The organism is Glutamicibacter protophormiae, assembly GCF_014647495.1.
Classification (GTDB): Bacteria; Actinomycetota; Actinomycetes; order Actinomycetales; family Micrococcaceae; genus Glutamicibacter; species Glutamicibacter protophormiae.
This window is the reverse complement of sequence record NZ_BMPH01000002.1, coordinates 108,027-133,493: the sequence shown is the minus strand read 5'-3', so window position 1 is coordinate 133,493 and position 25,467 is coordinate 108,027. Positions and strand designations below refer to the sequence as shown.

At 63.8% G+C, this 25,467-nt stretch carries 23 protein-coding genes and 2 riboswitches; of the genes, 10 read left to right on the top strand and 13 right to left on the bottom strand.

Annotated elements, in window-relative coordinates:
• The first annotated feature begins 17 nt into the window (after positions 1-17).
• Genes IEY43_RS02985 through IEY43_RS02975 form a run of 3 tightly spaced genes read left to right on the top strand, consistent with a single transcriptional unit; the run spans position 18 to position 4,641 of the window.
• Positions 18-1,658: a thiamine pyrophosphate-dependent enzyme gene (locus IEY43_RS02985; RefSeq protein WP_188947100.1), complete on the top strand. Its 1,641-nt coding sequence runs from the start codon at positions 18-20 to the stop codon at positions 1,656-1,658.
• Entirely contained in the window at positions 1,655-3,316 is a 1,662-nt protein-coding gene (locus IEY43_RS02980) for an amidohydrolase (protein ID WP_188947098.1), read from the top strand. The genes IEY43_RS02985 and IEY43_RS02980 overlap by 4 nt, the downstream gene beginning before the upstream one ends.
• A gap of 44 nt (positions 3,317-3,360) precedes the next feature.
• Entirely contained in the window at positions 3,361-4,641 is a 1,281-nt protein-coding gene (locus IEY43_RS02975; RefSeq protein ID WP_188947097.1) for a M20 family metallo-hydrolase, read from the top strand.
• Between the two features lie 88 nt (positions 4,642-4,729).
• On the opposite strand, the gene IEY43_RS02970 is transcribed toward IEY43_RS02975, so the two are convergent.
• Positions 4,730-5,764, bottom strand: a complete 1,035-nt coding sequence (locus IEY43_RS02970; RefSeq protein WP_188947095.1) for an FUSC family protein — start codon at positions 5,762-5,764, stop codon at positions 4,730-4,732.
• Positions 5,761-6,213, bottom strand: a complete 453-nt coding sequence (locus IEY43_RS02965; RefSeq protein ID WP_188947093.1) for a MarR family winged helix-turn-helix transcriptional regulator — start codon at positions 6,211-6,213, stop codon at positions 5,761-5,763. The genes IEY43_RS02970 and IEY43_RS02965 overlap by 4 nt, the downstream gene beginning before the upstream one ends.
• Before the next feature lie 265 nt (positions 6,214-6,478).
• A riboswitch (glycine riboswitch) is annotated at positions 6,479-6,577 on the top strand.
• Positions 6,578-6,686: riboswitch (glycine riboswitch) on the top strand. It begins immediately after the preceding riboswitch.
• Between the two features lie 214 nt (positions 6,687-6,900).
• Between IEY43_RS02965 and cycA the strand changes: the two genes are divergently transcribed.
• Positions 6,901-8,394: a D-serine/D-alanine/glycine transporter gene (gene cycA, locus IEY43_RS02960; RefSeq protein ID WP_188947092.1), complete on the top strand. Its 1,494-nt coding sequence runs from the start codon at positions 6,901-6,903 to the stop codon at positions 8,392-8,394.
• A 92-nt stretch (positions 8,395-8,486) separates the two neighbouring features.
• On the opposite strand, the gene IEY43_RS02955 is transcribed toward cycA, so the two are convergent.
• Positions 8,487-10,016 (bottom strand): GMC family oxidoreductase, encoded by a 1,530-nt coding sequence (locus tag IEY43_RS02955; protein WP_188947091.1) that lies wholly within the window; start codon positions 10,014-10,016, stop codon positions 8,487-8,489.
• A 228-nt stretch (positions 10,017-10,244) separates the two neighbouring features.
• Here IEY43_RS02955 and IEY43_RS02950 point away from each other — a divergent pair, with 228 nt between their 5' ends.
• Positions 10,245-10,808, top strand: a complete 564-nt coding sequence (locus IEY43_RS02950; RefSeq protein ID WP_188947090.1) for a dihydrofolate reductase family protein — start codon at positions 10,245-10,247, stop codon at positions 10,806-10,808.
• Between the two features lie 96 nt (positions 10,809-10,904).
• Here IEY43_RS02950 and IEY43_RS02945 read toward each other — a convergent pair whose 3' ends face one another.
• On the bottom strand, positions 10,905-12,356 hold the full coding sequence (locus IEY43_RS02945; RefSeq protein WP_188947088.1) for an APC family permease: 1,452 nt from the start codon (positions 12,354-12,356) through the stop codon (positions 10,905-10,907).
• A 418-nt stretch (positions 12,357-12,774) separates the two neighbouring features.
• Between IEY43_RS02945 and IEY43_RS02940 the strand changes: the two genes are divergently transcribed.
• A complete protein-coding gene (locus IEY43_RS02940) occupies positions 12,775-13,101 on the top strand; it encodes a 4a-hydroxytetrahydrobiopterin dehydratase (protein WP_188947087.1) in 327 nt (108 codons plus the stop codon).
• Positions 13,102-13,110: 9 nt separating this feature from the next.
• On the opposite strand, the gene IEY43_RS02935 is transcribed toward IEY43_RS02940, so the two are convergent.
• A complete protein-coding gene (locus IEY43_RS02935) occupies positions 13,111-14,082 on the bottom strand; it encodes an EamA family transporter (RefSeq protein ID WP_188947086.1) in 972 nt (323 codons plus the stop codon).
• Between the two features lie 129 nt (positions 14,083-14,211).
• Between IEY43_RS02935 and IEY43_RS02930 the strand changes: the two genes are divergently transcribed.
• Complete coding sequence (locus IEY43_RS02930; protein WP_188947084.1) at positions 14,212-14,760, top strand: CGNR zinc finger domain-containing protein; 549 nt, start codon at positions 14,212-14,214, stop codon at positions 14,758-14,760.
• 100 nt (positions 14,761-14,860) lie between these two features.
• Positions 14,861-15,169 carry a hypothetical protein gene (locus IEY43_RS02925; RefSeq protein WP_188947082.1) on the top strand — a complete coding sequence of 103 codons (309 nt, stop codon included), beginning with the start codon at positions 14,861-14,863 and terminating at the stop codon, positions 15,167-15,169.
• Between the two features lie 16 nt (positions 15,170-15,185).
• Here IEY43_RS02925 and rraA read toward each other — a convergent pair whose 3' ends face one another.
• The 6 genes from rraA to IEY43_RS02895 form a co-directional block, all read right to left on the bottom strand.
• Positions 15,186-15,662 (bottom strand): ribonuclease E activity regulator RraA, encoded by a 477-nt coding sequence (gene rraA, locus IEY43_RS02920; protein WP_188947080.1) that lies wholly within the window; start codon positions 15,660-15,662, stop codon positions 15,186-15,188.
• Positions 15,663-15,750: 88 nt separating this feature from the next.
• The gene (locus tag IEY43_RS02915) at positions 15,751-17,148 is read right to left on the bottom strand and encodes an amino acid permease (protein ID WP_229777245.1); all 1,398 of its coding nucleotides are present in this window, start codon (positions 17,146-17,148) and stop codon (positions 15,751-15,753) included.
• Positions 17,149-17,354: 206 nt separating this feature from the next.
• Complete coding sequence (locus IEY43_RS02910) at positions 17,355-17,654, bottom strand: hypothetical protein (RefSeq protein ID WP_229777244.1); 300 nt, start codon at positions 17,652-17,654, stop codon at positions 17,355-17,357.
• A gap of 38 nt (positions 17,655-17,692) precedes the next feature.
• Positions 17,693-18,307 (bottom strand): HdeD family acid-resistance protein, encoded by a 615-nt coding sequence (locus tag IEY43_RS02905; protein ID WP_188947078.1) that lies wholly within the window; start codon positions 18,305-18,307, stop codon positions 17,693-17,695.
• 117 nt (positions 18,308-18,424) lie between these two features.
• On the bottom strand, positions 18,425-19,654 hold the full coding sequence (locus IEY43_RS02900; RefSeq protein ID WP_188947076.1) for an alpha-hydroxy acid oxidase: 1,230 nt from the start codon (positions 19,652-19,654) through the stop codon (positions 18,425-18,427).
• Between the two features lie 66 nt (positions 19,655-19,720).
• Positions 19,721-21,034 (bottom strand): MFS transporter, encoded by a 1,314-nt coding sequence (locus IEY43_RS02895; protein ID WP_229777243.1) that lies wholly within the window; start codon positions 21,032-21,034, stop codon positions 19,721-19,723.
• 150 nt (positions 21,035-21,184) lie between these two features.
• Between IEY43_RS02895 and IEY43_RS02890 the strand changes: the two genes are divergently transcribed.
• A complete protein-coding gene (locus IEY43_RS02890) occupies positions 21,185-21,826 on the top strand; it encodes a GntR family transcriptional regulator (protein WP_188947073.1) in 642 nt (213 codons plus the stop codon).
• Between the two features lie 10 nt (positions 21,827-21,836).
• On the opposite strand, the gene IEY43_RS02885 is transcribed toward IEY43_RS02890, so the two are convergent.
• Positions 21,837-23,165, bottom strand: a complete 1,329-nt coding sequence (locus IEY43_RS02885; protein WP_188947372.1) for an MATE family efflux transporter — start codon at positions 23,163-23,165, stop codon at positions 21,837-21,839.
• Positions 23,166-23,478: 313 nt separating this feature from the next.
• Here IEY43_RS02885 and IEY43_RS02880 point away from each other — a divergent pair, with 313 nt between their 5' ends.
• Positions 23,479-24,219 carry an MBL fold metallo-hydrolase gene (locus tag IEY43_RS02880; protein WP_229777242.1) on the top strand — a complete coding sequence of 247 codons (741 nt, stop codon included), beginning with the start codon at positions 23,479-23,481 and terminating at the stop codon, positions 24,217-24,219.
• Between the two features lie 54 nt (positions 24,220-24,273).
• On the opposite strand, the gene IEY43_RS02875 is transcribed toward IEY43_RS02880, so the two are convergent.
• On the bottom strand, positions 24,274-25,464 hold the full coding sequence (locus IEY43_RS02875; RefSeq protein ID WP_188947072.1) for an MFS transporter: 1,191 nt from the start codon (positions 25,462-25,464) through the stop codon (positions 24,274-24,276).
• Positions 25,465-25,467 lie beyond the last annotated feature (3 nt).

Below are 25,467 nucleotides of genomic sequence, written 5' to 3'. Positions count from 1 at the left end.
AAAGGACCAACCGAACCATGACTATGTCTGCCGGACATCTGATCGTAAAAACTCTCGAAGCACATGGAGTGGAACGCGTATTCGCAGTTCCCGGCGAAAGCTACCTAGACGTATTGGACGGATTGCATGACTCCCCTATCAAAACAGTAGTCACCCGTCACGAAGGCGGAGCCGGATTCATGGCTTTGACCGAAGGAAGGCTAAGCAGTACACCAGGAATCGCCATGGTGACCCGTGGCCCCGGAGCCGCGAATGCGATGATCGCAATTCACACGGCTTGGCAAGATGCCACGGCCCTTGTCTTGTTCGTAGGCCTAATTCCGTTGTCTGACCGAGGTCGTGGTGCATTCCAAGAATTCAGCTTGGAGGGTTGGTTTTCCACTACTTCCAAGGCCGTCTACCAGTTGGACGATGAGAATCAGGCTGGCCAAGTCGTGGCCAGAGCTCTGCGGCTGGCATCGTCTGGACGGCCGGGACCGGTGATCGTGGGTCTTCCAGAAGATGTACTGGTTCGACTCACATCGTCTCCGGTGCCAACACCACAACCCCTACCGACTGCGGCGCCTGATTCTGAGTCGCTATCTATCATCATGAGCTTGATTGCAGGCGCAGACCGGCCTGCCATCGTCGTCGGTGGTGACGGGTGGGATGCGAACTCCTCTGCGACGCTCGGTGAGTTTGCTGTGGCTGCCAGGATCCCGTTGTTTGCTGATTGGCGAGCCTACGATGCAGTCGATCACGACTGCGACGCCTACGCCGGATGGCTTGGGTACGGCAGGTCTGACCATGCAGCTGTGGCACTTGGCGAAGCCGACCTGTTAGTTTTCTTGGGATGCAGCCGAACCGATGTTCTATCTGAGGGCTACACCTCTGCGATGAATACCCCAACAGTTGTCGTGACTCCGGATGCTTCGTTGGAAGGGCATGCAGGTCGTCTAGACATACATGTAGGAGTTTCGCCTATGTCTTTCATCTCGGCCCTGCCCTCTGCCGATTCCGTCCGCGGAAAACGCGAAGCTACGTGGATGCAAAGGCTTCGTACGGAACAGGTGGCCTTCGCCAGACCTGGCCGTGATGGTGGAGTTGGTGTTGATTTGGCTGCAGCATTCGAGACCCTTGAAGAGGTTTTAGACAGCAACCGGATCATCTCTTATGGTGCAGGAAACGCGACTCTTTGGGGCCATCGGTATCTCAGCCACCACGGTCCAGGAACTTTGGTTGGACCCCGCAACGGGGCAATGGGCTTGGCAGTACCGGCGGCGGTAGCCGCTAGCATCAGCAATCCAGGACGCCAGGTGGTGGCTATATGCGGCGATGGCGATTTCTTCATGAATGCTCAGGAGCTTGCTGTCGCTTTTGCCCAAGGCGCTTCGCCAATAGTCATCGTTGTTGACAATGGGGTCTACGGAACGATTGTGCAACATCAAGAACTGAACTACCCAGGCCGGCCGTCTGGAACAGGCATGGTGAACCCGAACTTCGCACGGTGGATCGAGGCATTTTCCGGACATGGTGAGTATGTGGATCAAACAGAGGATTTCGCTCCAGCTTTGCGCCGTGCCTTGGCCCATGGTGGTCCTGCACTGTTGCACTTGAAAACTGATCCCGAAACTATGGGGCCAGGAACCGCTGCGCACAGCCAGGAGATCTCGGCATGATGCTCGATCTTCTAGTGCGGGCCGAGACAATACTAACGATGGATGAAGGCCGTCCCAGGGCACAATGCATGGGCATTTTCGCTGGGCGCATTTTAGGATTCGACGAGGAGCTTCAGGGCCTCTCAGCCGAACAAACTATTGATTTTGGTTCTTCCGTCATTACTCCCGGATTTATTGATGCACATTGCCACACCGCATGGTGGGGGTTGGGACTATCTGCCGTGGATCTATCCGGCACCCGTGGTTTGGAGGAACTTTATGCCCTATTAGAAGCGCAGATGCACGAGTTAGAAGATCAGCCTGGCGTCTGGCTCAACGGTACTGGTTTCAATCAGAAAGACCATGACGGTCAGTTCCCCGACCTCCGCCGCTTAGACGAGATCACGGGCGATCGGCCAATGTACCTGCGACATGTTTCCGGACATGCGTCCATTACCAATAGTGCCACTTTGGCACTCGCAGGTGCTTTTGCTTCGGATTTTCGGAATCCTGTCGGTGGTGCCATCGTCCGGGATGATTCCGGACAGTTCACTGGATTAGTGGAGGAATCAGCACAATCGTTGGTGCAGCGATTAGTCCTGCCCTATTCGATCGAGCAGCTGACGGCGGCTATTGACGAAGCAACCTCCCGCTACGCTGCCTGCGGTATTACTTCATTCACTGAAGCAGGTGTTGGAGGAGGATGGATTGGTCATTCCCCTATTGAAGTCGCCGCATATCAGCGAGCACTCGCAGAAAAGCGTCTTCATGCCCGGGCCCAGCTGATGCCCGCACTGGATGCTCTGCGTGAGCAAGTTTCGCATGACTCGGATGCTCGTGGCACCGGCCGAGGGCGAGGTCTGGACTTGGGCGTATTAGCTGGATTCGGCAACGAGTCCATTTCCTTCGGGCCAGTTAAAGTGTTCATGGATGGTTCGTTACTTGGCGCTACGGCCGCGGTGACGGAGGACTACTGCGGACATTCGCACAACATGGGTTACCTGTTGAATACTCCCGAAGAATACCGTGAAAGCGTCTCCGCGGCATATCGGGCCGGCTGGCCTGTTGCACTTCATGCAATTGGTGATGCAGCCATCGATCTAGGCATAGAAATCATTGCGGAACTACAGGAACGCTACGGACTTAACTCATTACCGAATCGGATCGAACACTTCGGCATTGCTAGGCCCGATCAAGTCTCTGCTGTAGCCCGCCACGGAATCGTGGTGACACCACAAGCTTCATTCATTGGTCCGTTGGGCGATCAATTCGCAGCATTAGTCGGACCGGATCGAGAGAATTGGCTATACCGGGGTCAATCGTTGTTGGACGCTGGCGTGCTGGTTGCGGGCAGTTCAGATCTCCCAGTCGCAGATAACAATGTCCTTCGAGCAATGGGCTCCGCAGTAACTCGGCGAACCGACAAGGGGATGGTCCTCGGTGGTTCCGGCGAATGTCTATCACCTCTGGAAGCTTTGCGCTTGTATACCGTCAACGCTGCGAAAGGCACTGGACAGTTCGAAGATCGAGGATCACTTTCCCGGGGCAAACTCGCCGACTTCGTGGTGCTCTCGGAATCACCGTTGGAGGCTGACGAAATCGTAGACATTGAGGTGCTCGGGACTTACGTCGGTGGTCGATCTACCTTTACAAAATCAGAAATTCCCGCCCACGTGTAACTCCACAGTGTGCAGATCAATACACTAAAAACTCAGGAGAGAAGATGAAAATTCATCACGAATCATTCTTGACAGACTTCGCTTCGATGAGCCGCAACGGTGCTACGCCTGGTGGTGGCGTTGACCGTCAGGCAGCCACAGCGGCAGACGGACAAAATCGAAACTGGTTTCGTGGGCTCGCTGAGGGCTACGGGTTCTCCGTCCACTATGATAACGTCGGCAACCAGTTTTCCCTCTTAGAACTATCGCCCGGCGCACCATGGATCGCAGTGGGATCACACCTTGATTCCCAACCATTGGCAGGGCGTTTCGACGGAGCATATGGCGTCTTGGCAGGAGCTCACGCAGCCTTGCGCGTACGCGAAACCATGCAGGACAACGATCCGGCGAAATTCAATATTGTTGTCGTCAATTGGTTCAACGAAGAAGGCTGTCGTTTTAAGCCTTCCATGATGGGTAGCGCTGTTTATACGGGCAAGCTTCCAGCATCACAAGTTCTGGAAACAACTGATTCTCACGGGGTAAGCGTTCGCGAAGCTCTCGAATCCATTGGAACTATAGGTGACTTTAAGATCGAGGTGGCCGCATATGTAGAGATCCACATTGAGCAGGGTCGGTCGATGGAAGATCAGGGACTGGAAATCGGGCTTGTCGAATCTACTTGGGGCGCAAACAAGTACGAATTCATAGTTCATGGAGAACAAGCGCATACCGGCGCCACCATCATTGCAGACCGACAAGATGCATTGCTTGGTGCCAGCGCGCTAGTCGTCGCTGCGCGAGAAGTCGCCTTAGAACATTCCACCGAAGAGCACATGGTAATCACTTCGTGCGGTGAATTCACGGTGTTTCCTAACTCGCCCGTGGTTGTAGCAAGCCGCGTGAATCTTCTGGTAGATCTTCGATCAACCGATGCCGAGGTACTTGCTGCAGCAGATGTGGATCTGCGTTCTCGAGTGAAGCTAATTGAAAAGCTAGCAAATGTCAGCATCGAACGTGGTGCCGAGCATATCTGGGATGCGAAAGCTTACGATCAAGCGGGGCTGAAACTGGCTGCCGACGCAGCCCAATCTCTAGGTCTTCGTCATGGCGTAGTCCGAACATTGGCCGGACACGATTCAACGAATATGAAAGATATTGTCCCGACCATCATGTTGTTCGTTCCCAGTGTGGAAGGTATCAGCCACAACGAACGCGAGCTGACACATGACAAGGACATGCTAGCTGGACTGGACCTTCTTGCCGAGGTACTTCATCGCGTTGTACAGGGCCAGTTCGTTCCAGCGAATGAGCTCCTTACCACTGCCAGCGGACGGTCGCAGTAGATCATGTTTGGCGGCTGAGTTTGGCACCCTAAGACTAGTTTTTTAGGGTGCCAACGCGGATAGGGCTCCGAGCCCAGTACCTGCGCTGCTAGGACTCAACGTGTTTCCACTGTCCTACAACACTACTGCTCACCACGCTCAGCACGGCGCCGACCGCCGCCCCGAGCACCGTCATGGTGACCCGGTCGACCAGCAGCACCATGGGGTCCTCGGGGCTGGCCAGATGCACCATGAGCAGCGCAACCATGGTCATGAAGACCATGCCCACCGCGTAGTTGCGCAGGATGACCACCTCGATGCAGAACTGGCTGGCTAGCGCCACGGCCAGCAGCACCCAGAGATTGGGTTCGAGGACGAACACAGCCCAGGTCAGCAGCACGCCGATGCAGGTTCCGACGCAGCGTTGCAGGGCCCGGGCAACCCGGCTGTGCACGGTCGCCCCCATCACCCCGGCAATCGCGCCCAGGCTCGCCCAGTACCAGTGGTCTCCCCCAAGGAGATAGGCCACGATTCCGGCCAGCAGCACGGCGGCACCCATGCGCAGGGATTCATGGACCGACTTTGGGGTCGGTGCCCAGGTGAAGTCCGCCTTCAGCGCGGAGGCGAGCCGGCCCCGGCGGGCCGCCAGCCCGAGCATGACCAGCAGGCTGAAGAGCACGGTCCCCGCGCCGACCAGCAGCACCCCGATGAAGCTTTCGGCGGTCGCCGGCACCGAGAGGCAGGCGCCGCCGGCGAACACCGCGAAGATCGGCCCGGGCGGAAGCCAATGCACCCCGCGGGACACCAGATTGGAGCCGACGGCGATCACTGCCAGAACGAGCACATCAACGATGAACGGCGCCTGGAGGAAGGAAACCAGCGTGCCCAGCAGCATCGAGGCCACCTGCACCGCGCCGCAACTCAGCTGCTGCCAGAATCGCACCGTGTAATTGTCGTATCGGCCGAAGACCGCGCAGAAAGCACCGAACCCGGCGTACATCGCCCAGTCCATCCGCCCCAGTCCGGCGAGGACGAGCAGCGGCACCGCCAGGCAGAAGGTGGCCCGGGCCGCGGGCCGCAGCGCCGGCATGGGCGGGGCCACGGCGACACTGTGCTTCCAGACCTGTTTCGCATGGGCGATCATGCGCGGGTTTCCCCTTGGCCCGCAATGACCAGCTGCAGCAGTGCGCGCAGCTGCTCGCGCTGCGCCGGATCCAGCACCCCGTAGATCTTCTCCTCGCCTTCGCGCGCCGCCTCGACCGCTCGGGCCGCAAAGCGCAGCCCGTCGGAGGTTAGTTCGATGAGCCTTCGGCGGCGGTCCACCGGGTCCACGGTGCGCTGCACCGTGCCGTGCGCTTCGAGCTGGTCGAGGTAGGCAACCATGTGGCCTCGGTTGATGTTGGCCCGGTCGGCCAGGTCGTTCTGATACATCGCCCCGGACTCCTGCAGCGCGCTGATGATCGTGAAGTGGTGGCGTGTCAACCCTTCGGCCTCCATCAGCGCACCCAGGGCCATGGTTCCCACCCGTCCGACACGGGTTGCCAGGTAGCTCAGGGAATTCCACTGGAAGCGGGGCAGTTTCTGATCAGTCACCGAACGAGAATATCATTTCATCTCGAAATGATTTCGCTGCGGAACTAATGACTGAGCGCGACGGTGCCGAACGGGCCGGCGCGCCGGCCCGGATCGGGCGTCGCGGCATTTCAAGATTTAGCCTATGGTCAGAACATGAAAAGGCCTTGTCGCGCCGGGTTCACCTGCGACCCAACAAGTGCCACTCGCCCACTTTCCGACGGATTCGATTTGCACCGCTTCACGTTTTCAGGGCATACTGTGATGGCAGTCACCACACAGCCATTGATACGTGGCGGGAGAGTCCCGTCCTGAACCAAGGGCGGGCGCCGTAGGAGCAATTCCTCCCCGGGAAACTCTCAGGCCCCCGTACCGCCACGAACAGGCACATCTGGAAAGTAGCGCGGCGAAGGCCGTGCTCACCGAAGGAGCAGGCTTCACCCAGTATTCGGCGTGAAGTGAAAACTCTCAGGTACGCAAACAGATTGGGGAGGAACATCAGAACAGTGCCGCACTCGCGAGCACGCCCCATGATGCTCCCCCGTGGTCGCGGCAGGCACTTGCTTTGAGCGCTTGAGCCTGATGCGGCCGAAAACAGGAGAACACCACGTTGAGCGTGTTCGAAGAAAGCGTTGTCCGCGGGCAGGCCTACCGGCTTGTCCCGGATCGCTTCGGGTGCGGGATCCCCCACTCCCGGAAGGCGCAAGAATGAGCTCACCCAGCTCTGCCCCCAAGCTCGAACGCGGACTCTCCAATCGCCATATCCAGCTCATCGCCATCGGCGGCGCCATCGGCACCGGCCTGTTCATGGGCTCCGGCAAAACCATCGCCGTCGCCGGCCCCTCGGTCATCTTTGTGTACATGATCATCGGCTTCATGCTCTTCTTCGTCATGCGCGCCATGGGCGAGCTGCTGCTGAGCAACCTCAACTACAAGACCTTCGCTGACTTCGCCGGCGACCTGCTGGGCCCTTGGGCCGCCTTCTTCACCGGCTGGACCTACTGGTTTTGCTGGGTGGTCACCGGCATCGCCGATGTCGTGGCCATCGCCCACTACGTCGCCTTCTGGTGGGGCGAGATGCCCTTGTGGATCCCGGGCCTGGCGAGCATCGCCCTGCTGCTGGTACTGAACCTGACCACGGTAAAGGCCTTCGGCGAAACCGAATTCTGGTTCGCCCTGATCAAGATCGTCGCCATCGGCGCGCTGATCGTGGTGGGCCTGGCCATGGTCATCACCGGCTTCCAGCACAACGGCATCAGCTCCTCCTTCTCCAACCTCTGGGCGCATGGCGGCATGTTCCCCCACGGCGCCATGGGCTTCGTGGCGGGCTTCCAGATCGCCGTGTTCGCCTTCGTGGGCATCGAACTGGTCGGCACCACGGCGGCCGAAACCAAGGACCCGGAGAAGACCCTGCCCAAGGCGATCAACTCGATCCCGCTGCGCATCCTGTTCTTCTACGTCGGCGCCCTGCTCGTCCTGATGATGGTCGAGCCCTGGACGCTGTTCTCCGCCGAGCAGTCCCCGTTCGTCGGCATGTTCACGCTGGCAGGGCTGGCCGGCGCCGCGGGCGTCATTAACTTCGTGGTGCTCACCTCCGCCACCTCCAGCGCCAACTCGGGCATCTATTCGACCTCGCGCATGCTGCGCGGCCTGGCGCTGGAAGGCGACGCCCCGAAGCGGTTCGAGCGGCTATCCTCCCGCAAGGTGCCGCGCAACGCACTGATGTTCTCCTGCATGTTCCTGCTGGCCGGCGTCGCGCTGCTCTACAGCGGCGATTCGGTCATGGCAGTATTCACGCTGGTGACCACCATTTCCGCGCTGTGCTTCATGTTCGTGTGGTCGATCATCCTGCTCAGCTACCTGGCTTTCCGGGCCCGCCGCCCGCAGCTGCATGACGCCAGCGCCTTCAAGATGCCCGGCGGACGGTTCATGCCGTACGTCGTACTGGCGTTCTTCGTTTTCATCCTGTGGGCGCTGACCACCCAGGCCGACACCCTGGCCGCGCTGATCGCCACCCCGCTCTGGTTCATCGGGCTGGGCATCGGCTACCTGGTGGTCCGCCGCGATCCGAAGCACGAGGCGCTGCGGCTGGCCCACGCCGGCAAGGTCGCCCACGAGCGCCGCGCAGCCGCCGCGTACCGCAACACCGTCAACGCCGCCGGCCTCCCGGCCCAGAAGGCCAAGGAGAGCATCGACAGCTGACCCCGCCGCTTCCGGACCTGCGCCAGGGGCCTCGCACCGTCACGGGATGACGGTGCGAGGCCCCTGGCGCATTCCCGCCCGGTAGCCCGCGGCTACCGGCCCGCGGCCAGGTCCTCCAGCAGGAACTTCGCTCCGAGCTCGCCGATCAGCACCGCCGGGGCGTTGGTGTTGCCGGTGGTGATGCGCGGCATGATGGACGCGTCAATGACCCGCAGGCCCTCCAGCCCGTTGAGCTTCAGCCGCGGATCCACCACGGCCTGTGCGTCGACGCCCATGCGGCAGGTGCCCACCTGGTGGTGGTAGGTCACCACGTTGTTGCGGATGTAGTCCTCCAGCGCCGCGTCGTCCTGCACCGCGGCGCCCGGATAGACCTCCACCGCTCCCCAGTCCCCTGCCAGCGCCGGCTGCGCCATGATGCCGCGGCACTGCTTGATGGAAAACAGGAATGCGTCCATGTCCCGGCGGTCGTCCAGCGCGTTGAGGTCGATGCGCACCGGGTCGTCCAGCGACGGCCCGGACAGCGTCAGCTCTCCGCGGCTGTGCGGGGCCACGATGCCCGAGTGCAGGGTGAATGCCGTGCCGTCCACCGGCTCCATGCCCGGGGAGTACATCGGCACGGAGAAGAAGATCGGCTGGGTGTCGGGCACCGCCAAGTCCTCCCGGGACTTGGCGAACAGGTGGGTCTGCGACACCGAGACGCCGGGGCGCGGCGCCGGGATGTCCTTGGCGGTGGTCTGCCCGATCACCGGGGCCAGCAGGTGGTCGTGCAGGTTCTTGCCGACCTGCGGGGCGTCCAGCAGCGGAGCGACGCCGGCGGCTTCCAGCTCGGCGGAGGGGCCGATGCCCGAACGCAGCAGGATCTGCGGGGACCCCAGCGCCCCGGCGCTGAGCACCACCTCGTCCGCGCGCAGCTCGTGCATCTGCCCGCCGCTGCGGTAGCGCACACCCGCCACCGCGCCATCCTCGATCAGCAGCGAGTGCACCTCGGCGCCGGTGACGATGTCCAGCGACTCGCGCACCGGCTTCAGGTAGGCCTTCCAGGTGTTGATGCGTTCGCCGTCAACGATGTTCACCTGCTCCTGGGAGACGCCTTCCAGGGATTCGCCGTTGTAATCCGGATTGTGCTCGACGCCGGACTGCACCGCGGCGTCGATGATCGAGCGGTGGATCTCATCCAGGGGGTACTGGTCGACCACGGAAAGCAGGCCCGCGCCGCCGCGCAGCGCGCTGGCCCCGCCGGAGAAGTTCTCGATGGCCTTGTAGACCGGCAGGACGTTCTCCCAAGCCCAGTCCGGGCTGCTGACGCTGGCCCAGTGGTCGAAGTCCTGCGGCGCGCAGCGCACCCAGATGGTGGCGTTCAGCGCATGGGAGCCGCCCATGACCTTGCCTCGGGGCAGGTGCATCGGCTTGTTCGCGGTGCCCTGCATGGGCGTTGTGTAGTAGTCCCAGTCGTCCGGGCTGTGCCACAGCTCCCCCATGCGCGAGAGGTCGTGGATGGCCGGGTTGGTGTCCTCGTTGCCGGCCTCGAACAGGGTGACGCTGGCTCCGGCGTCGACCAGCCGGCGCGCGACCACCGATCCCGCCGATCCTGCACCGACGACAATAACGGTCTTGTTCTCCATGGGCTCCCTTTTCTCCGGTGCAGGCCAGGGTCGACGTCGACTCCAGGTGTAGGCCGTGTCACACATATCGAACCCAGTCTGCTACGGATTCGCGATGTATGGATTGGCCTGCAGCGCACGCAGGTTGGCTTCCAGCGCAGAGGGAACCCGGCTGGCAGTGCGCCGCCAGCCCTTTCCAGCAGGCCGATTGATGCGTACCGTGGAAACAACTTCCGAGAGGCGGCGGCAATGCGCAAGGTTATCTATTCCATGTCCATGACCATGGACGGATTCATCACCGGCCCGGATGGGGGAATCGACTGGAGCGTGCCGGGCGACGACATCTACCAGGCGTCCATCGACGAGGCCAAGGACCTGAGCGTCCATCTCATGGGGCGCAAGCTCTACGACATCATGCTCTATTGGGAGACCGCCGCGGACAACCCGGAAAGCACTGCGCTGGACCTGGACTGGATTGCGCTGTGGAACCCGCTGCCCAAAATCGTCTTCTCGCGCACGCTCAGCGCAGTGCAGGGCAACGCCCGGCTGGCCACCCGACCGCTGGCCGAAGAGATCGAGGCCCTGCGGGCGCAGGACGGCGACGGGGAGATCGCCGTCGGCGGCGCAGACCTGGCCGCGCAGGCCGCGCGGCTGGGGCTGATCGACGAGTACCGGATCAACCTGTTCCCCGTGGTGGTGGGCGGCGGGACCCCCTACTTTGCCCCCGGCATCGCCCGCACGAATCTGGAGCTGCGCTCCGCGCACGAGTTCAGCGGCGGGGTCATGCGCCTGTGCTACGGGGTCAAGCGCTAGCACACCGGAAACCCCACGCTGGAGACCTGTCGCTTAAATGCGGTCAGGGTGCGTCCGCGAACGGACGCACCCTGCCTGCGTTACTACCGCATGAGGCTACTTCTTGCGTCGTGCCCTGACGACTTCAAGCACCTTTTCCTCGGCGTCGACGCCGGCGGGGATGCCGCGGGGCACCTTGAAGAAGAACAGCGCGCCCATGGCCCACCAGATCGCGAAGATCAGCCACGGCTGCCAGGTCAGCTGCGCTGGCATGCCAGGCATGTAGAGGCTGAACAGGCCGAAGGTCAGCACGACCGAGGCCCAGCCGATGACTTCGCCGAAGCGTCCTTCGCCGCCGATGCGCAGCGGGCGGTCCATCTGCGGCTCGCGGCGGCGCAGCAGCAGGAAGGTCACGGAAACCAGGAAGTAGGCGATGATGATGCTCGGGGCACCCGAGTCCACGAGCCAGCCCAGCATGCGTTCGCCGAAGAACGGAGCGATCAGCGAGATGCCGCCGATGAAGAGCAGCGCGTTGTGCGGGGTCTTGTACTTCGGGTGCAGGCGGGCGAACCACTCCGGAAGCATGCCGGAACGGGCCAGCGAGAACACCAAGCGGGACGCGCCCAGCAGCAGGGAGTTCCAGGAAGTCAGGATGCCCGCGATGCCGCCGGCAATCAGGATCTTGGCCATCAGGTCGGAGTTGAACAGCGCGCCGAAGGCGTCGGCGGTAGCGATGTTGGCATTCGCCAGCTCCGAGGCCGGCATGGCCGAGGCGGTGGTCAGCACCACCATGACGTACCACAGGGTCGCCATGATGACGGCGATGACCACGAGCTTGCCGATCTGGCGCGAAGGGATCTTGACCTCTTCGGCGGACTGCGGGATCACGTCGAAGCCGATGAACAGGAACGGCACGGCCATCAGCACCGTGAAGAAGCCCTTCATGCCCGGGGTGAACCACGGCTCCATGTTCGAAGCCTCGCCGCCGGTGACCGAACCGAAGATCATGAGCAGGCCGATGGCCAGCAGGAAGATCACGGTGAAGGTCTGCACCACGCCGGCCTGCTTCACGCCGCGGATGTTGATCCAGGTGATCAGGATGCCGGCCAGGACGCCGACCAGCGCCCAGGTCAGGTGGACCTCGAAGCCGGCGATGGTCCACAGCGGGATCTTGCTCATGCCGGGGAAGATGTACTCAACGGTACGCGGGAAGGCCACGGCTTCGAAGGCCACGATCGTGACATAGCCGCCGGTGATCGCCCAGGATCCGATGAACGAAGGACGCGGGCCGAGTGCGCGCAGAATGAAGTTGTGCTCGCCGCCGGCCTTGGGCATGGAAGCGGTCAACTCGGCATAGGTCAGGCCGACCACGGCCATGATGCCGCCGCCGACCAGAACCGCGACGATGGTTCCCATGGTTCCGGCACTCGACAGCCAGCCGCCGGTGAGGACGACCCAGCCGAACCCGATCATGGCACCGAAGCCAAGGGCCAGGGCATCCCAGTTGCCCAGGGTCTTGGCCAGGGATACCTGCCCTGGATCCTTATTAGTACGTGTTGTGGACAACATCGGCCCTTTCACTTAAGCATGTTGTGGCGTTGGAACACCGCCAAGAATCATCCCGTGACTGGCACAACCCAATCGGCCAAAGTCACGGATAATTGACGGCCATGCGTCGAGCGGTAGCCATGAATCGGTGAACGGGCGAAGTTATCGGCCACGGAACGACACCGGAATTTGCCCGTCGCCGATCTCATGAGAGAATATTCGTCACTCATTTGTACTCAACCTGCTTGGGATGCCGTGCGGGAGCCTGAACCATGGCAGGCCGAGTCCATTCCCCAGGACCGCCGCGCCGCGGGTTCGCGTCGTCCTGTGCAATCTCTGACACCCGTTGGCAGACGTCGCCGCCCCATGCAACGATGGCCACGAAAAGGGGGCGCCGCCGCTCGTGGTGAGCAGCGGCATTGTTTTCCGGAGGGGAACTATGACGGAAACCGGGCCGTTGCCGCGCGTGCAGGTGTGGCAGCTGATGGACGAGTTGCAGGATTGGGAATTGGGCGAGCGCTTGCTGAGCGCCAGTTATCGGTTCGATACGACGGCCACTGCGCTTGAATTCATCGCGGTGATCGGGCTGGCCGCCGAACAGCTCAACCACCATCCGACCGTTGACTGGCGCTACGAGTCGGTCCACGTGGGGATCTCGCTGCGCAGCGTCCACGGGATCGCGGCGCGGGACTTCGAATTGGCCGCGCGGATTTCGGAGGAAGCTGCGAAGCTCGAAGGGCTGGCAGTAGAGGGTGACCCGCGCTGAGGCTCTGGCTTACAGGCGGGTGCTGCGCAGTTCGTCGATGCGGACCAGCACCACTCCGCCGACAATCAGCAAACCGCCGAGCAGCTGCACCGGGCCGGGAAGCTCGGAGAGCAGCAGCCAGGCCCACAGCACCGCGAAGAGCACCTCGGTCAGCGAGATGAAGCTGGCGACCTTCGAGCCCAGGGCCCGTGCGGCCATCACGCCGGTGGTGTAGGAGAAGACCGTGGAGATCAGGATCAGCCCGATGAGCGCGAGCCACCACGGGGTTTCATAACCTGCGAAGGAACCGGAACCGGTGGAGAACTCCATGGGCAGGATGCCGAAGGCGGCCACCGCCACCATCGACAGGGCGCCGATCGCCATGCCACCGGCGGAGAGCATGATCGGCGGCAGCGCACCGTCCACGCGGGCGCTGATGAAGAAGTACACGGTCAGGCCGATGGCGGCTCCCAGCCCCCACAGGACGCCGATCGGGTCGATGTCCGAGGCGCCGGTCAAGTCCAGCACCGCCACGAGGCCGCCCAGGGCCAGCAGCGTGCCGGCGATCGTGGCCACCGACGGGCGTTTCTTGTGCCGCACCCATAGCACCAGCACGATCAGCACCGGTGCCAGGTACTCCAGCAGCAGCGCCACACCCACATCCAACCGCTGCACCGCCAGGAAGTAGCACAGCTGGCAGGCGCCGACCCCGAAAAGGCCGAACAGTAGGATCGACACCCAGTTGGTGCGCAGCAGCGTCCAGCGCCCGCGCATGGCGAGCATGGCCGGGATTGCCAGCACCAGGGCCGCGCCCGCCATCCGCGCGGTCACTGCGGCGACTGGGGACCACCCGGCCTCGAAGAGCCCTCGGGCGAAGGTGCCGGAAATACCGAAGGCCGCCGAGGACGCCAGCGCGATCCATACTCCTCGGGCGGAGTTGGACATGCGCGGCGCAGCGGCGGTCTGGGCAGGTGAATCCAGCGGATCCGGGGTGTGCGTCATAAAGTATGCGATACCTTCAAAGAGCTTCCGCCGGGTCAACGGCGACCCGGCGGAGATGGAACATCTGATCCAGACGATACGGTTAGGCTTGAAGCACAGTCAATCCGCTAGCTCGTTCAGGACTGAATTATGACTTTTGCGCCAGATATCGAAGCCTCGTTGAAGGTCATCGTGAACCTTTTGAACACCGAGGTGCAGATCGTCGATATGCTCTCCACCGTGGCGGATCTGGACGAATTCCTAGATTCCCAGCACTTCACCGCAGACCGGGCCCACAACCAGGCCGAGCTGCGATCCATCCGCCAGCTGCGCTCGCAGCTCAAGAGCATCTGGACCGCTTCGGAGGAGGACGCGGTGTTCCGCGTCAACCAGATCCTGCGTACCGCCAACGCCCAGCCGCAGCTGATCAAGTCCGCGAAGCACGGCTACAAGCTGCATGCGACCACCACGAGCAGCCCGCTTTACGACCGGTTCGCGGTGAACGCCGCCATGGCCCTGGCCGAGGTCGTGCTGTCCGGAGGGCTGGATCGCCTGCGCATCTGCGCTTCCACCGACTGCAGCAACGCCTTGCTGGATCTCTCGCGGAACCGTTCCAAGCTGTACTGCGACGCGGGCAACTGCGCCAACCGGGAGCACGTGCGGGCCTACCGCGCCCGCAAGGCCTCCGGCGGCAGGTAACTTTGAAATATTGGGGGCGCACCTATTCGCCTTTGACGATGCCGAACCCTAAGATGAAGACATACCCGGCACGCCGAGTACCATCTCGAAAGGACAGGTCATGACCGAAGAAACACATGCATCCTCCGGTTACGAGGCACGTTTGGAAGCCGTCAAGACAGGCCCTTTGCGTGCTGCCGGACGCTGGGTTGTGGCCCTGGCATCCGCGACCTTGGGCGACGCCGAATTCGAAGCCAACGAACCACAGGTCGTGGTGCATTCCCGCCTGGATGATTCGGTACTGCTCAGCCTGCACACCTCAAGCCTCGAAGAGGCCGAACGGCTGATTGTCCAGATCCGCGAGGACCTGGACTCGATGACCGTCGAGGAATTCAAGAACGAGTGGCTCCCGGCCAACGACGACCGCTGATCGCACCCGCCTCGTTTTAGTGCTGGACGAGGATTCCGTCGATGTCGGCGTAGACCATGGCTCCGGGACGGATTTTCACGTCCCCGATGCTGATGACTTCATCCACGGTGCCGTGCCCGCGCTTCACGGTCTTGCGCGGGTTGCTCCCGATCGCCTTGATGCCAAGCTGCAAGCTGGCCAGTTCCGCACGGTCGCGCACCGCCCCATGGATGATGATGCCCGCCCAGCCGTTCGTCTCGGCGTTCTTGGCAATCATGTCGCCCAGCAGCGCAAAGCGCAGCGACCCTCCGCCGTCCACCACGAGCACCGCGCCGTTGCCCGGGAAGCTCAAGGTTTCCTTGATGAGCCCGTTGTCCTCATGGCATTTAATGGTGCGGGCCGGGCCGTGGAATGACAGCCGGCCACCGAAGTCCTGGAACTGGACCGAGATCGACTGCAGGTCATCCCCGTGCTCGTCGTAGAGGTCGGCGGTGCTGATTGGGTCTTGGTGCATGGGGTCCTCCCGGTCAAGGAATCGTTGGTTTCCGACACCACACAGCCTAGCTGGAGATGCGGAGAACCCCTGAGGCATCCGCTGAGTGTTACTTCAGGCTGTGCTCGGCCTTGTAGTCGACCTCGGCCAGTCCGCCGAGCCGTGAATGGCGGCGGCCGTAGGCCAGGTAAACCAGCGCACCGATCAGCATCCAGATGCCGAAGACCACCCAGGTGACGCCGGCCAGGTTGAACATGAGGTAGAGGCAGGCGGCGATGCCCAGCAGCGGCACGGCCGGATACAGCGGCACGCGGAAGGTGCGCGGGGCGTCGGGCTGGGTGCGGCGCAGGTAGATGACCGAGACGCCCACCAGCGCGAAGGCGAACAGGGTGCCGATGCTGGTGGCTTCGGCCAGCTGGCCCAGCGGGATCAGCGCCGCGGTCACCGCGACCACCGAACCGGTCACCAGGGTGCCGACCACCGGGGTGTGGGTTTCGCTGGAAACCTTGCCGAAGAAGCGGGGAATCAACCCGTCGCGGGCCATGGACAGCAGGATGCGGGTCTGGCCGTAGAGCACTGTCAACACCACCGAGACGATCGCGACCACCGAGGCGAGCGCGAAGAAGAACGCAAGCCATGGCTGGCCGGTGATCTCGGAAACGATCTGCACCAGGGCGGCCTCGGACTCGCCGAACCATTCCCAGTTGCGGGCGCCCACGGCGGCCACGGCCACCAGCACGTAAATCGCGGTCACCAGGGCCATGGCGATCAGGATGGCGCGCGGCAGGTCGCGCTGCGGGTTCTTGGCTTCCTCGCCTGCGGTGGAGGCGGCGTCGAAGCCGATGTAGGAGAAGAACACCATCGAAGCTGCGCCGCTGACGCCGGCGATGCCCATGGGCAGCAGCGGCTCGAAGTTGCCCGAGTCGAAGGCGGTGAAGGCGACGATCACGAAGAAGACCAGGATGGCGATCTTGATAATCACCATGACGGTGTTGGCTACTGCCGATTCACGGGCGCCGCGCACCAGCAGGAAGGTGGCGAGAATGACGACCAGCAGGGCCGGCAGGTTGACCAGCCCGCCGTCGGCCGCGCCGCTGGAAAGGTAGTCGGGCAGGGACAGCCCGAAGATTTCCAATGTCTGGTTGACGTAGGCTCCGGCGCCGACGGCGACCGCCGCGGCCGAGACCGCGTATTCGAGCACCAGGCACCAACCGCAGATCCAGGCGATGCCCTCGCCGAGTGTCACGTAGGAATAGGAGTAGCTGGATCCCGCGACGGGAACCATGCCGGCCATTTCGGCGTAGGACACCGCCGAGAGCAGCGCGGTGATGCCGGCGATGACGAACGCAATCCAGACGGCCGGGCCTGCCTTGGGCACTGCATCGCCCAGGATCACCAGGATGCCGGTGCCGAGGGTTGCGCCCACGGAGAGCATGACCAGCTGGAAGACTCCGAAGGTGCGTTTGAGCTGGCCCATGCCGGCGTTGTCCGCCGAGTCTCTGGCCATTGCGGCAATAGACTTCCGCCGCATTAGCTGGCGACCGAGCGGGGTTCCGTCTACGGACGTACTCTTGCTGGTACTGCTCACTTGAATCCTTAGTTAGTGCACGGAATGTGCGCTGGGGCACGTTCGGCTCCACCAAACGACAAAGCGCCGGGACTTCCATAGACGGAGAGTCCCAGCGCGTCGCGACGCTTGGCCAAGTTTTATTATCAGTCTTTTTTGAACTTCTTGTCCGGGTTGGCCGAAGAGCGGTTCACTCCGGTGCCTTTGCCCAATTCCGGGTCATTTTCCTTTGACGCCATGGTCAAGACGGAAATCACCAGCAAGCTGGCGACGAACGCGATGCCAAAGCAGGCAAATCCGACATCCAGCCGGATCTCGTTCTGCGATCCGCCGGTCGAGGTGATCATGCCGATGCCGCCTGCGACGAGGGCCAAAATCAAGGAGAAGCTCAGTGGGCCCTTGATGGACTGGCTCCACGGCTGCTTCTTCTTCGGGTTGTTTCCCACCGGGAACTCCGTTTCTACTTTTGCTGAGGTCGTCAAGGCTAATTGGTCCCGTCGGTGCCGGGATTCGAGGTGCCGCCGGCTTCGAGACCGTCAGCGGCCGCGGTGGCCTTCATTTCATGTCGATGGCCGAAACCGGCAATCAGAACGAACACGGCGAGCACGATGGCGCCGCCGCCAATGACGCCGAACATTGCGTGGGCGTCCATATTAAATCCGAAGAGCGTCGCAGCGGCCAGGATCAGTCCGACAACGCCGGTGACCAGCTGGTTGCGGAATGGTGGGAACTGCGTGCGCAGGGTGAAGAAGACATACAGCTCGACCAGGCCGGTGACCAGGAAGGCGAAGGCCGCCAGGATGCCGATCCACATGGTGGTGGTGGCGAAGATGGTGGCGATGCCGGCAATCAGCATCAGTCCGGCGCCCAGCGCGTACGGGCCGCGCGACTTCTCGGGAGCGCTGTCCACGGTCACGTATTGCCACATGAACACGCCGGTGACCACGAGGAACGCCGCGGTGGAGTAGGACAGGACCTTCTCGTCGGCGCCCACCCAGAAGATGGACAGCAACGCGTAGATCGCCGCGGTCAGGCCACGCAGCAATACGGGGCGGAAGACATCTTGGGCTTGAACTGGGGTGGTTTTTGGTGCTGGCACGCTTTCCATTCTACCGCCGATAGAACTATCCGCCACTTTGGCCGGGCTTAATCACACCGGCCCGCGGACCATCCCGCGGGGGAGGTCCGCGGGCCGGTGCCGCGGCGGCGATGCCTGCTAGAGCACGACGTTGCGCCGGCGAATCAGCTCGGGAGACAACTCCTTGATACTGGCTGCCCCCATCAACTGCATGTTGACCTCAACTTCCTTGGCCAGCAACTCGATGGCGCGGGTGACGCCCTGCTCGCCGCCGGCCATCAGGCCGTACAGGTAGGCGCGTCCGATGAGCACAAAATCCGCCCCGGCGCACAGGCTGGCCACGATGTCGGCGCCGGACATGATGCCGGAATCCATGATGATTTCCATCTCCTCGCCGACTTCGGCACGCACCTCGCTCACGGCCTCGAAGGCGATCGGCGCGCGGTCCAGCTGGCGTCCGCCGTGGTTCGAGACGACCAGGCCGTCCGTGCCGGCGGCCTTCGCCTTGGCCGCGTCTTCGGCGGTGAGTACCCCCTTGACGAAGAGCTTGCCCTTCCACAGCTCGCGGATCCATTTCAGGTCCTCGAAGTCCAGGGAGGAGTCGAACATCGAGTTGATGATGGTCGGCAGGTCCGCCGAGGTATCGGACAGCGACGCGAATTTCAGCGAATCGGTGGTCAGGAAGTTGAACCACCACTCCGGCCGGTAGGAGGCGTCCAGCACGGTCTTCAGCGTCAGCTCGGGCGGGATCTTCATGCCGTTGCGGGTGTCGCGGAATCGCTGTCCCGCCACCGGGGTGTCCACGGTGACCAGCAGGGTGTCGAATCCTTCGGCCGCGGCACGCTCAACCAGCGCCTTGGACTTCTCGCGGTCCTTCCACAGGTAGAGCTGGAACCATTTGCGCCCCTCGGGAGCCGCCTGCGCGACCTCCTCGATGGAGCGGGTGCCCATGGTGGAGAGGCTGAAGGGGATGCCGGCCTTCATCGCCGCGCGCGAGCCGCCGATTTCGCCTTCCGAGTGCATGAAGCGGGTGAAGCCGGTCGGGGCAATGCCGAAGGGCAGGGCCGAGTGCCCGCCGGCGATGGTGGTGGACAGGTCCGAGTGGGCGGTGCCGTGCAGGATGCGCGGCAGCAGCTCCACCGAGTCGAAGACCCGGCGGGCCCGGTCCGCGGTGATCTCGCGGCCGGCGGCGCCGTCCACGTAGTCGAAGGCGGCGGTGGGCGTCCGGCGCTTGGCGATCTTGCGCAGGTCCCAGAGGTCGGCAGCCGCGGCCAGGCGGACCGCGCGGCGGTCGGTGGATGGAACCTTGAACCTCATCAGGCTCACCAGTTCACCCAGATCCGGCAGTTGACGCTTGAGGTTTCCCATGTCGTTGTTCCTTAGGTATTCGTGGTTGTTGGTGATGACGCGGCCGGTGCGGCGGGCGCGGCAAGCCTAGTACAGCTGGCGCTTGGTTGCGCGGGTTCCCAGGTAGATGGCGATCACCGAGGACAGGCAGCAGGCGGCCAGGTAGGTGGCGGGCAGGGTGATCGACCCGTTGCCCAGTTCCAGCAGCGCGGCGGCGATCAGCGGGGAAAGCCCGGCGACCAGTGCGCCGTTGAGCTCCCGGGCGATGGCGATACCGGAGAATCGCACCTTGACCGGGAATAGCTCGGTCAAGAACGCGCCCTGCGCCCCGGAGGTGCACGGGATGATCAAGGCGTAGCCGGCGGCCACGGCCAGCAGGCCGAACAGGAATTGGTCCGTGGCGAGCATCCAGAAGATCGGAAAGGCCAGCAGCACGCCGGAGACATTGCCTGCGGCCAGCACCCTGGACGCCCCGTAGCGGTCGGCCAGCCAGCCGCCCAGCGGGGTCAGCAGCACCGAGACCAGTGAGCCGAGGGTGACCGCCAGCAGCGCCGCGGAGCGGTCCATTCCGGAGGAGACCATCAGGCCGATGGAGAAGACGGCGATGATGTAGTTGACCGCGTTGTGCCCGGTGATGGCGAAGAATCCGAGGATGACCCGCGGGGTGTGGGATTCGAAGACCTCGCGCACCGGCAGCTTGGCGCTGTCGGCGTTGGCCTTGGCCGCTGCCATGGTCTTGGCGTATTCCGGGGTTTCCTCCAGCTTGTTGCGGATGTAGATGGCCACGACGAACAGCAGGGCGGAGATCAGGAACGGGATGCGCCAGGCCCAGCCCAGCAGCACCTCTTCACCGGGAAGCGAGACCAGGAAGAAGCAGATGGTGGCCAGCGCGATGCCCAGCGGCGGGGTCGAGAGCACCAGCGAAGTGTAGAAGCCGCGCTTCTTGGGTTCGGAGTACTCGGCGACCAGCGTCATGGCGCCGGTCAGCTCGGCACCGGCACCGAAGCCCTGGACCAGGCGGAAGAGCACCAGAAGCCCCACCGACCAGGCGCCCCAGGACTGCGCGGTGGGCAGCAGCCCGATGCCCACGGTCGCAATCCCCATCAGGATGATCGACAGCAGCATCGCCGGGCGTCGCCCGTAGCGGTCGCCCAGGTGCCCGATCACGACGCCGCCCAGCGGCCTGGCGACGAAGCCCACGGCGAAGGTGGCGAAGGCCGCGATGGACGCGGCGGAGTCCCCCGCGCCGGAGAAGAAGAGGGGGCCGATCACCACGGAGGCGGCGGCGCCGTACAGCGCATAGTCGTACCACTCGATGGCGGTTCCGAAGACCGACGCGACAAGCGCCCTGCGGCGGTTGCGCTGCGCTTGGGCGCTGCCAGCTTGCTGAAGTGTGGTCACGGAAGTGGTCTCCTTCGTCCGGATTTCAGATGTGAGATTCCTGAAATATATTTCAATCCAGACTAAGGTGTTCTCGGGAGCAGAAGTGAACTGGATCCCGAACATTACAAAAAGTTCCGGTCGCGAAGAGCACCGAGAAAACGGGGACTCATGGCCGGTTCTATCTCCGAGCGACTGACCGTCGCCTTGCGCGACCGCATCAACAGCGGCGTGCTGGCCCCCGGATCCATGCTCGTCGAACCGGCGCTGGCCCAGGAATTCAATGTCTCCAAGACCCCGGTGCGCGAGTCGCTGCGCCAGCTGACCAGCGAGGGACTGCTGCAGATCCTGCCCAAGAAGGGCTATCTGGTGCGTGCCATCTCCATGAACGACGTCTACGAGGTGCTGGAAATGCGCCTGTTGCTGGAACCATACGTGTGCAGCCAGGTGGCCCGGATGCACAGCGCGCAGCTGATCCAGACCCTGCAAGGCCATCTGGAGGACCAGGAACGGCTCGCGGCCAGCGATCCGATCGCCTCGATGCATGCAGCCCGGCTCTTCCACACCGAACTGAGCCACGCGGCGCGCAACTCGCGGATCGTGGCGGCGCTGGACAGCTGCTTCGCGCAGACCGCCCGCGCCCACTACGTGCTCCCGGCCATGCAGCCCTACATGTCGCAGTCGGATGAACTCGCCGAGCACCGCGCGATCCTCGACGCGCTGGCCCGGGCCGATGCCGACGGGGCCGCGCAGGCCATGCGCTCCCATCTGGCCTCGATCCGCTCCGCCATGCTGGGGCCGGCCCAGCTCTAGTCCCGCAGGATCAGGCGCCCAGGCGCATCCACGCCGTGCCGCGCGAACGCACGAACAGCGTGACGCCGCGCGAGGCCATGTAGCCCAGCGAGAAGGCGACCCAGATCCAGACCAGGGCGCTCTGCGGATCCTGCGCGAAGCGGTGCACCGCCCAGAGCATCGGGGCGTAGACCGCAAGGTTCAGCGCGCCCACCAGCCCCAGGTAGCGGGCGTCCCCCGCGCCGATCAGCACGCCGTCCAGCACGAAGACCAGCCCGCACAACGGCTGCGCCAGCGCCAGGACCCACAGCCCGATGGTGGTCAGCGAGCGGATCTGCTCATCGGTGGTGAAGACCATCGGGAACACCCACGAGGTGGCCATCAGGAAAGCCCCGGTGGCGAGGCCGAAGTAGATCCCCCACCGGCTCATGATCCCGGTCAGCTGGCGCACCTGCTGCGCATCGCCGCGGCCCAGTTCCTTGCCGATCATCGCCTGGGCGGCAATGGCCAGCGCGTCCAGCGCGAAGGCCAGGAAGGAGAAGACCGTGAACACCAGCTGGTGGGCTGCCAGGGTCTGCTCCCCGGAGCTGGTCGCCACCACCACGGTGAGCAACAGGGCCGCGCGCATGGTCAGGTTGCGCAGCATCAGCCAGGAGCCGACCTGCCCGGTGGAGATGAACCCGGACCAGCTCGGGGCCAGCGACACCTTTTCCCGGCGGATGCGCGGCAGGATCATCCACAGGTATACCAGCGCCATGATCCACTGCGCGATGGAGGTGCCCAGCGCGGCCCCGGCCACCGACATCCCCGCGCCGTAGACCAGCGCGAAATTCAGCAGGATATTCAGGCCGAAGCCAGCAGTGGCCACCACGAGCGGTGTTTTGGTGTCCTGCATGCCGCGCAGGATGCCGGTGGCCGCGAAGACCAGCAGCATGGCGGTCAGCCCCGGCAGCGAAAAGAGGATGTAGTCGACGGCGAACTGCGCGACCGCCCCCTCGGCGCCCATGCCCCGCACCACCGCATCGGCGCCGAAATACCCGGCGGCTGTGAGCAGCACACCCAGCGCTATCGCAAACCACAAGCCGTCGCGCCCGGCGGCCATGGCGCGGGCCGGCTGCCCGGCCCCGAGCGCCCGCGCCACCGCGGGGGTGGTGGCATAGGCCAGGAAGATCATCAGGCCCACCGCCGTTTGCAGCACCGTGGTTCCCAATGCGGCGCCAGCCAGCTCTGCCACGCCGAGGTGCCCGACGATGGCCGAGTCGGCAATCAGGAACAGCGGTTCGGCAATCAGCGCGCCAAGGGCAGGCACCGCCAGCGCCAGGATCTGGCGGGAAATGCTGCGGTTGGATTCAACGGGCATAGGTGAGCTCACGGTCTCAACTCTACGAAGCCCCACCCCCAATCGCCATTTGGCACCACGCCTCCGCGGTTCCGGCCGCGGACGGCGGGCCTGCGGCCTGCGGGAAGGCTGCGGCGATGCTCTTCCGCCGCCGCGCACCGCTGGGCATACTGGGGAGCAGGAAACACACTGCTCCCTTGCGAAAGGCTCCACGGTGATCGGCGACAGTCCAGCTCCCGCTGCTTCGATGGGTTCCGCGGCGCATTGGCAATGCGCCGGATGCGCCGTCGAGTACCCGCCCGGCCCCGCCCCGTGCGGGGATTGCCCCATCTGCATGGACGAACGCCAGTACGTCCCCGGCGGAACCCAGCGCTGGGTGAGCACCGAGCAGCTCGTCGCGGCGGGCCGCGAACTGGAATTCGCCACCCTGGAACCGGGCCTGACCGCGTTGACCGCGCCGGGTGTGGGCATCGGGCAGAGCGGCCTGCTGCTTGAGACCGACGCCGGATCGCTGCTGTTCGATATCCCGGGCATCATCACGGACGAGGCGGTCCGGCGGATCCGGGAGCACGGCCCGCTGCGCGCCATTGTTGCCAGCCACCCGCACATGTACGGGGTGCAGCAGCAGTACAGCCGGGCCCTGGGCGGCCCGCCGATCTACGTGGCCCGCAAGGACGCCTCGTGGGTCCAGTATTCCTCGGCTGCGGTGATCGAATGGGACGAGTCTTTCGAGGTGCTTCCGGGCGTCTGGCTGCACCAGGTCGGCGGACACTTCCCCGGAAGCACCGTGGCCCTGTGGACGGCCGGAGCCGAAGGCCGAGGCGTGCTGCTGGCTGGAGATGCAATCTTCCCCGTAGCCGACGGCAACGTGACGTTCCTGCGCAGCTATCCCAATCGAATCCCGCTCTCCGCCGCGGTGGTGCGTCGCATGGCCGCCCGGGTCGGCGCACTGGAATTCGACCGGCTCTACAACAATTTCGCCAGCGTGGTGCCCGGCGATGCCCACCGGATCGTCCAGTTTTCAGCCGAACGCTATGCCCGCTGGGTCTCCGGGGACTTGGACCACCTGACCTGAACCGAGGACGGAAATTCAATATTCCCTGTTCGGAATATAATGCTTTACTGCTGGTCAGCTGATTTTCGCTGGTCTCAGGAACCACGCCAAGAGCATTGCTGCCACCTGCAGGCCGCCGACGCACAGCACCACCACCGGCCAGCCGTAGCCCATGAACGGGATGCCGATCAGCCACCCCAGCAGCGAGGAGCCGATGTAGTAGAAGAGGTTGTACAAGCTGGCGGCTTGCGCGCGGGCCTGCGAGGCCAAGACCGGAACCCATCCGCTGGCTACCGCGTGGGCGGCGAAGAAGCCCGCTGTGAAGATCAGAAGCCCGGCGATGATCAGGAGCAGGTTTTCGCTCAGCGTGATGGCCAGCCCGAGCGTGCTGGTAAGCGTGCTGCCCAGCAAGGTGTTTTTCCGGCCGAATCTGAGAACGAGCTTCCCGCTGGCGACCGAGGTGTAGGTGCCTGAGAGATAGGCCAGGAAAACCAGTGCGGCCAACGAGGTCGGGATCAGGAACGGCGGTGCTTCCAACCGGAAGGCCAGGTAGTTGTACACGGCGACGAAGCCGCCCATGAGCAGGAAACCCTGCGCGTAGACCAGCAGCATCCTCCCGCGCAGCGCTTGTCCGAACTTGGCACCGATGGAACGCAGGTTCTGGTTGCGGATCGGCGTGAAGCCCTGCGCCGCGGGGGCCTTGGCGAGGAAAAACAGGGTTGCCAGTGCCGCCATGAGGCTGACCGCCGCGACGCCCCACCGCCAGCCGGCGTGTTCGCCCACGAAGCCGGCCAACAGGCGCCCGGCCAGCCCGCCGAGCGTGGTGCCGGAGATATAGGTGCCGCTGGCCATCGCCACCGTGGTCGCACTCACCTCGTCGACAAGGTAGGCCAAGGCGCTGCCGGGCACCCCGGCCAGCGCGAGGCCTTCGAGGAAGCGGATGGCGACCAGCCATTCGAAGCTCGGCGCCGCGGAGCTGAGCAGTCCCAGGACCACCGAGACGACCAGCGCGATGGCAATGACCTTGCGCCGGCCGATCCCGTCGGAAATGATCGCCCAGGGCGTGACGGCCAGCGCGAGGCCCAGGGTCGCGGCCGAAACGGTCAGCGCCGCATCCGAGGAGGACACCTCGAAGTATCCGGCGATGGCCGGAAGCAGCCCCTGCACCGCGTACAGCTGGGAGAAGGTGGCGACGCCGCCGGCGAAGAGCGCCAGCAGCATCCCCCGATCGGCCGGGGTGCCCGGTTCGTGGCCGCTGAAAACCAAAAG

Excerpts from the sequence above, each read along its gene's own strand:
- IEY43_RS02985 (WP_188947100.1), top strand. The coding sequence starts at position 18 with ATGACTATGTCTGCCGGACATCTGATCGTAAAAACTCTCGAAGCACAT.
- IEY43_RS02980 (WP_188947098.1), top strand. The coding sequence starts at position 1,655 with ATGATGCTCGATCTTCTAGTGCGGGCCGAGACAATACTAACGATGGAT.
- IEY43_RS02975 (WP_188947097.1), top strand. The coding sequence starts at position 3,361 with ATGAAAATTCATCACGAATCATTCTTGACAGACTTCGCTTCGATGAGC.
- IEY43_RS02970 (WP_188947095.1), bottom strand. The coding sequence starts at position 5,764 with ATGATCGCCCATGCGAAACAGGTCTGGAAGCACAGTGTCGCCGTGGCC.
- cycA (WP_188947092.1), top strand. The coding sequence starts at position 6,901 with ATGAGCTCACCCAGCTCTGCCCCCAAGCTCGAACGCGGACTCTCCAAT.
- IEY43_RS02955 (WP_188947091.1), bottom strand. The coding sequence starts at position 10,016 with ATGGAGAACAAGACCGTTATTGTCGTCGGTGCAGGATCGGCGGGATCG.
- IEY43_RS02950 (WP_188947090.1), top strand. The coding sequence starts at position 10,245 with ATGCGCAAGGTTATCTATTCCATGTCCATGACCATGGACGGATTCATC.
- IEY43_RS02945 (WP_188947088.1), bottom strand. The coding sequence starts at position 12,356 with ATGTTGTCCACAACACGTACTAATAAGGATCCAGGGCAGGTATCCCTG.
- IEY43_RS02940 (WP_188947087.1), top strand. The coding sequence starts at position 12,775 with ATGACGGAAACCGGGCCGTTGCCGCGCGTGCAGGTGTGGCAGCTGATG.
- IEY43_RS02935 (WP_188947086.1), bottom strand. The coding sequence starts at position 14,082 with ATGACGCACACCCCGGATCCGCTGGATTCACCTGCCCAGACCGCCGCT.
- IEY43_RS02930 (WP_188947084.1), top strand. The coding sequence starts at position 14,212 with ATGACTTTTGCGCCAGATATCGAAGCCTCGTTGAAGGTCATCGTGAAC.
- IEY43_RS02925 (WP_188947082.1), top strand. The coding sequence starts at position 14,861 with ATGACCGAAGAAACACATGCATCCTCCGGTTACGAGGCACGTTTGGAA.
- rraA (WP_188947080.1), bottom strand. The coding sequence starts at position 15,662 with ATGCACCAAGACCCAATCAGCACCGCCGACCTCTACGACGAGCACGGG.
- IEY43_RS02915 (WP_229777245.1), bottom strand. The coding sequence starts at position 17,148 with ATGGCCAGAGACTCGGCGGACAACGCCGGCATGGGCCAGCTCAAACGC.
- IEY43_RS02900 (WP_188947076.1), bottom strand. The coding sequence starts at position 19,654 with ATGGGAAACCTCAAGCGTCAACTGCCGGATCTGGGTGAACTGGTGAGC.
- IEY43_RS02890 (WP_188947073.1), top strand. The coding sequence starts at position 21,185 with ATGGCCGGTTCTATCTCCGAGCGACTGACCGTCGCCTTGCGCGACCGC.
- IEY43_RS02885 (WP_188947372.1), bottom strand. The coding sequence starts at position 23,165 with ATGCCCGTTGAATCCAACCGCAGCATTTCCCGCCAGATCCTGGCGCTG.
- IEY43_RS02880 (WP_229777242.1), top strand. The coding sequence starts at position 23,479 with ATGGACGAACGCCAGTACGTCCCCGGCGGAACCCAGCGCTGGGTGAGC.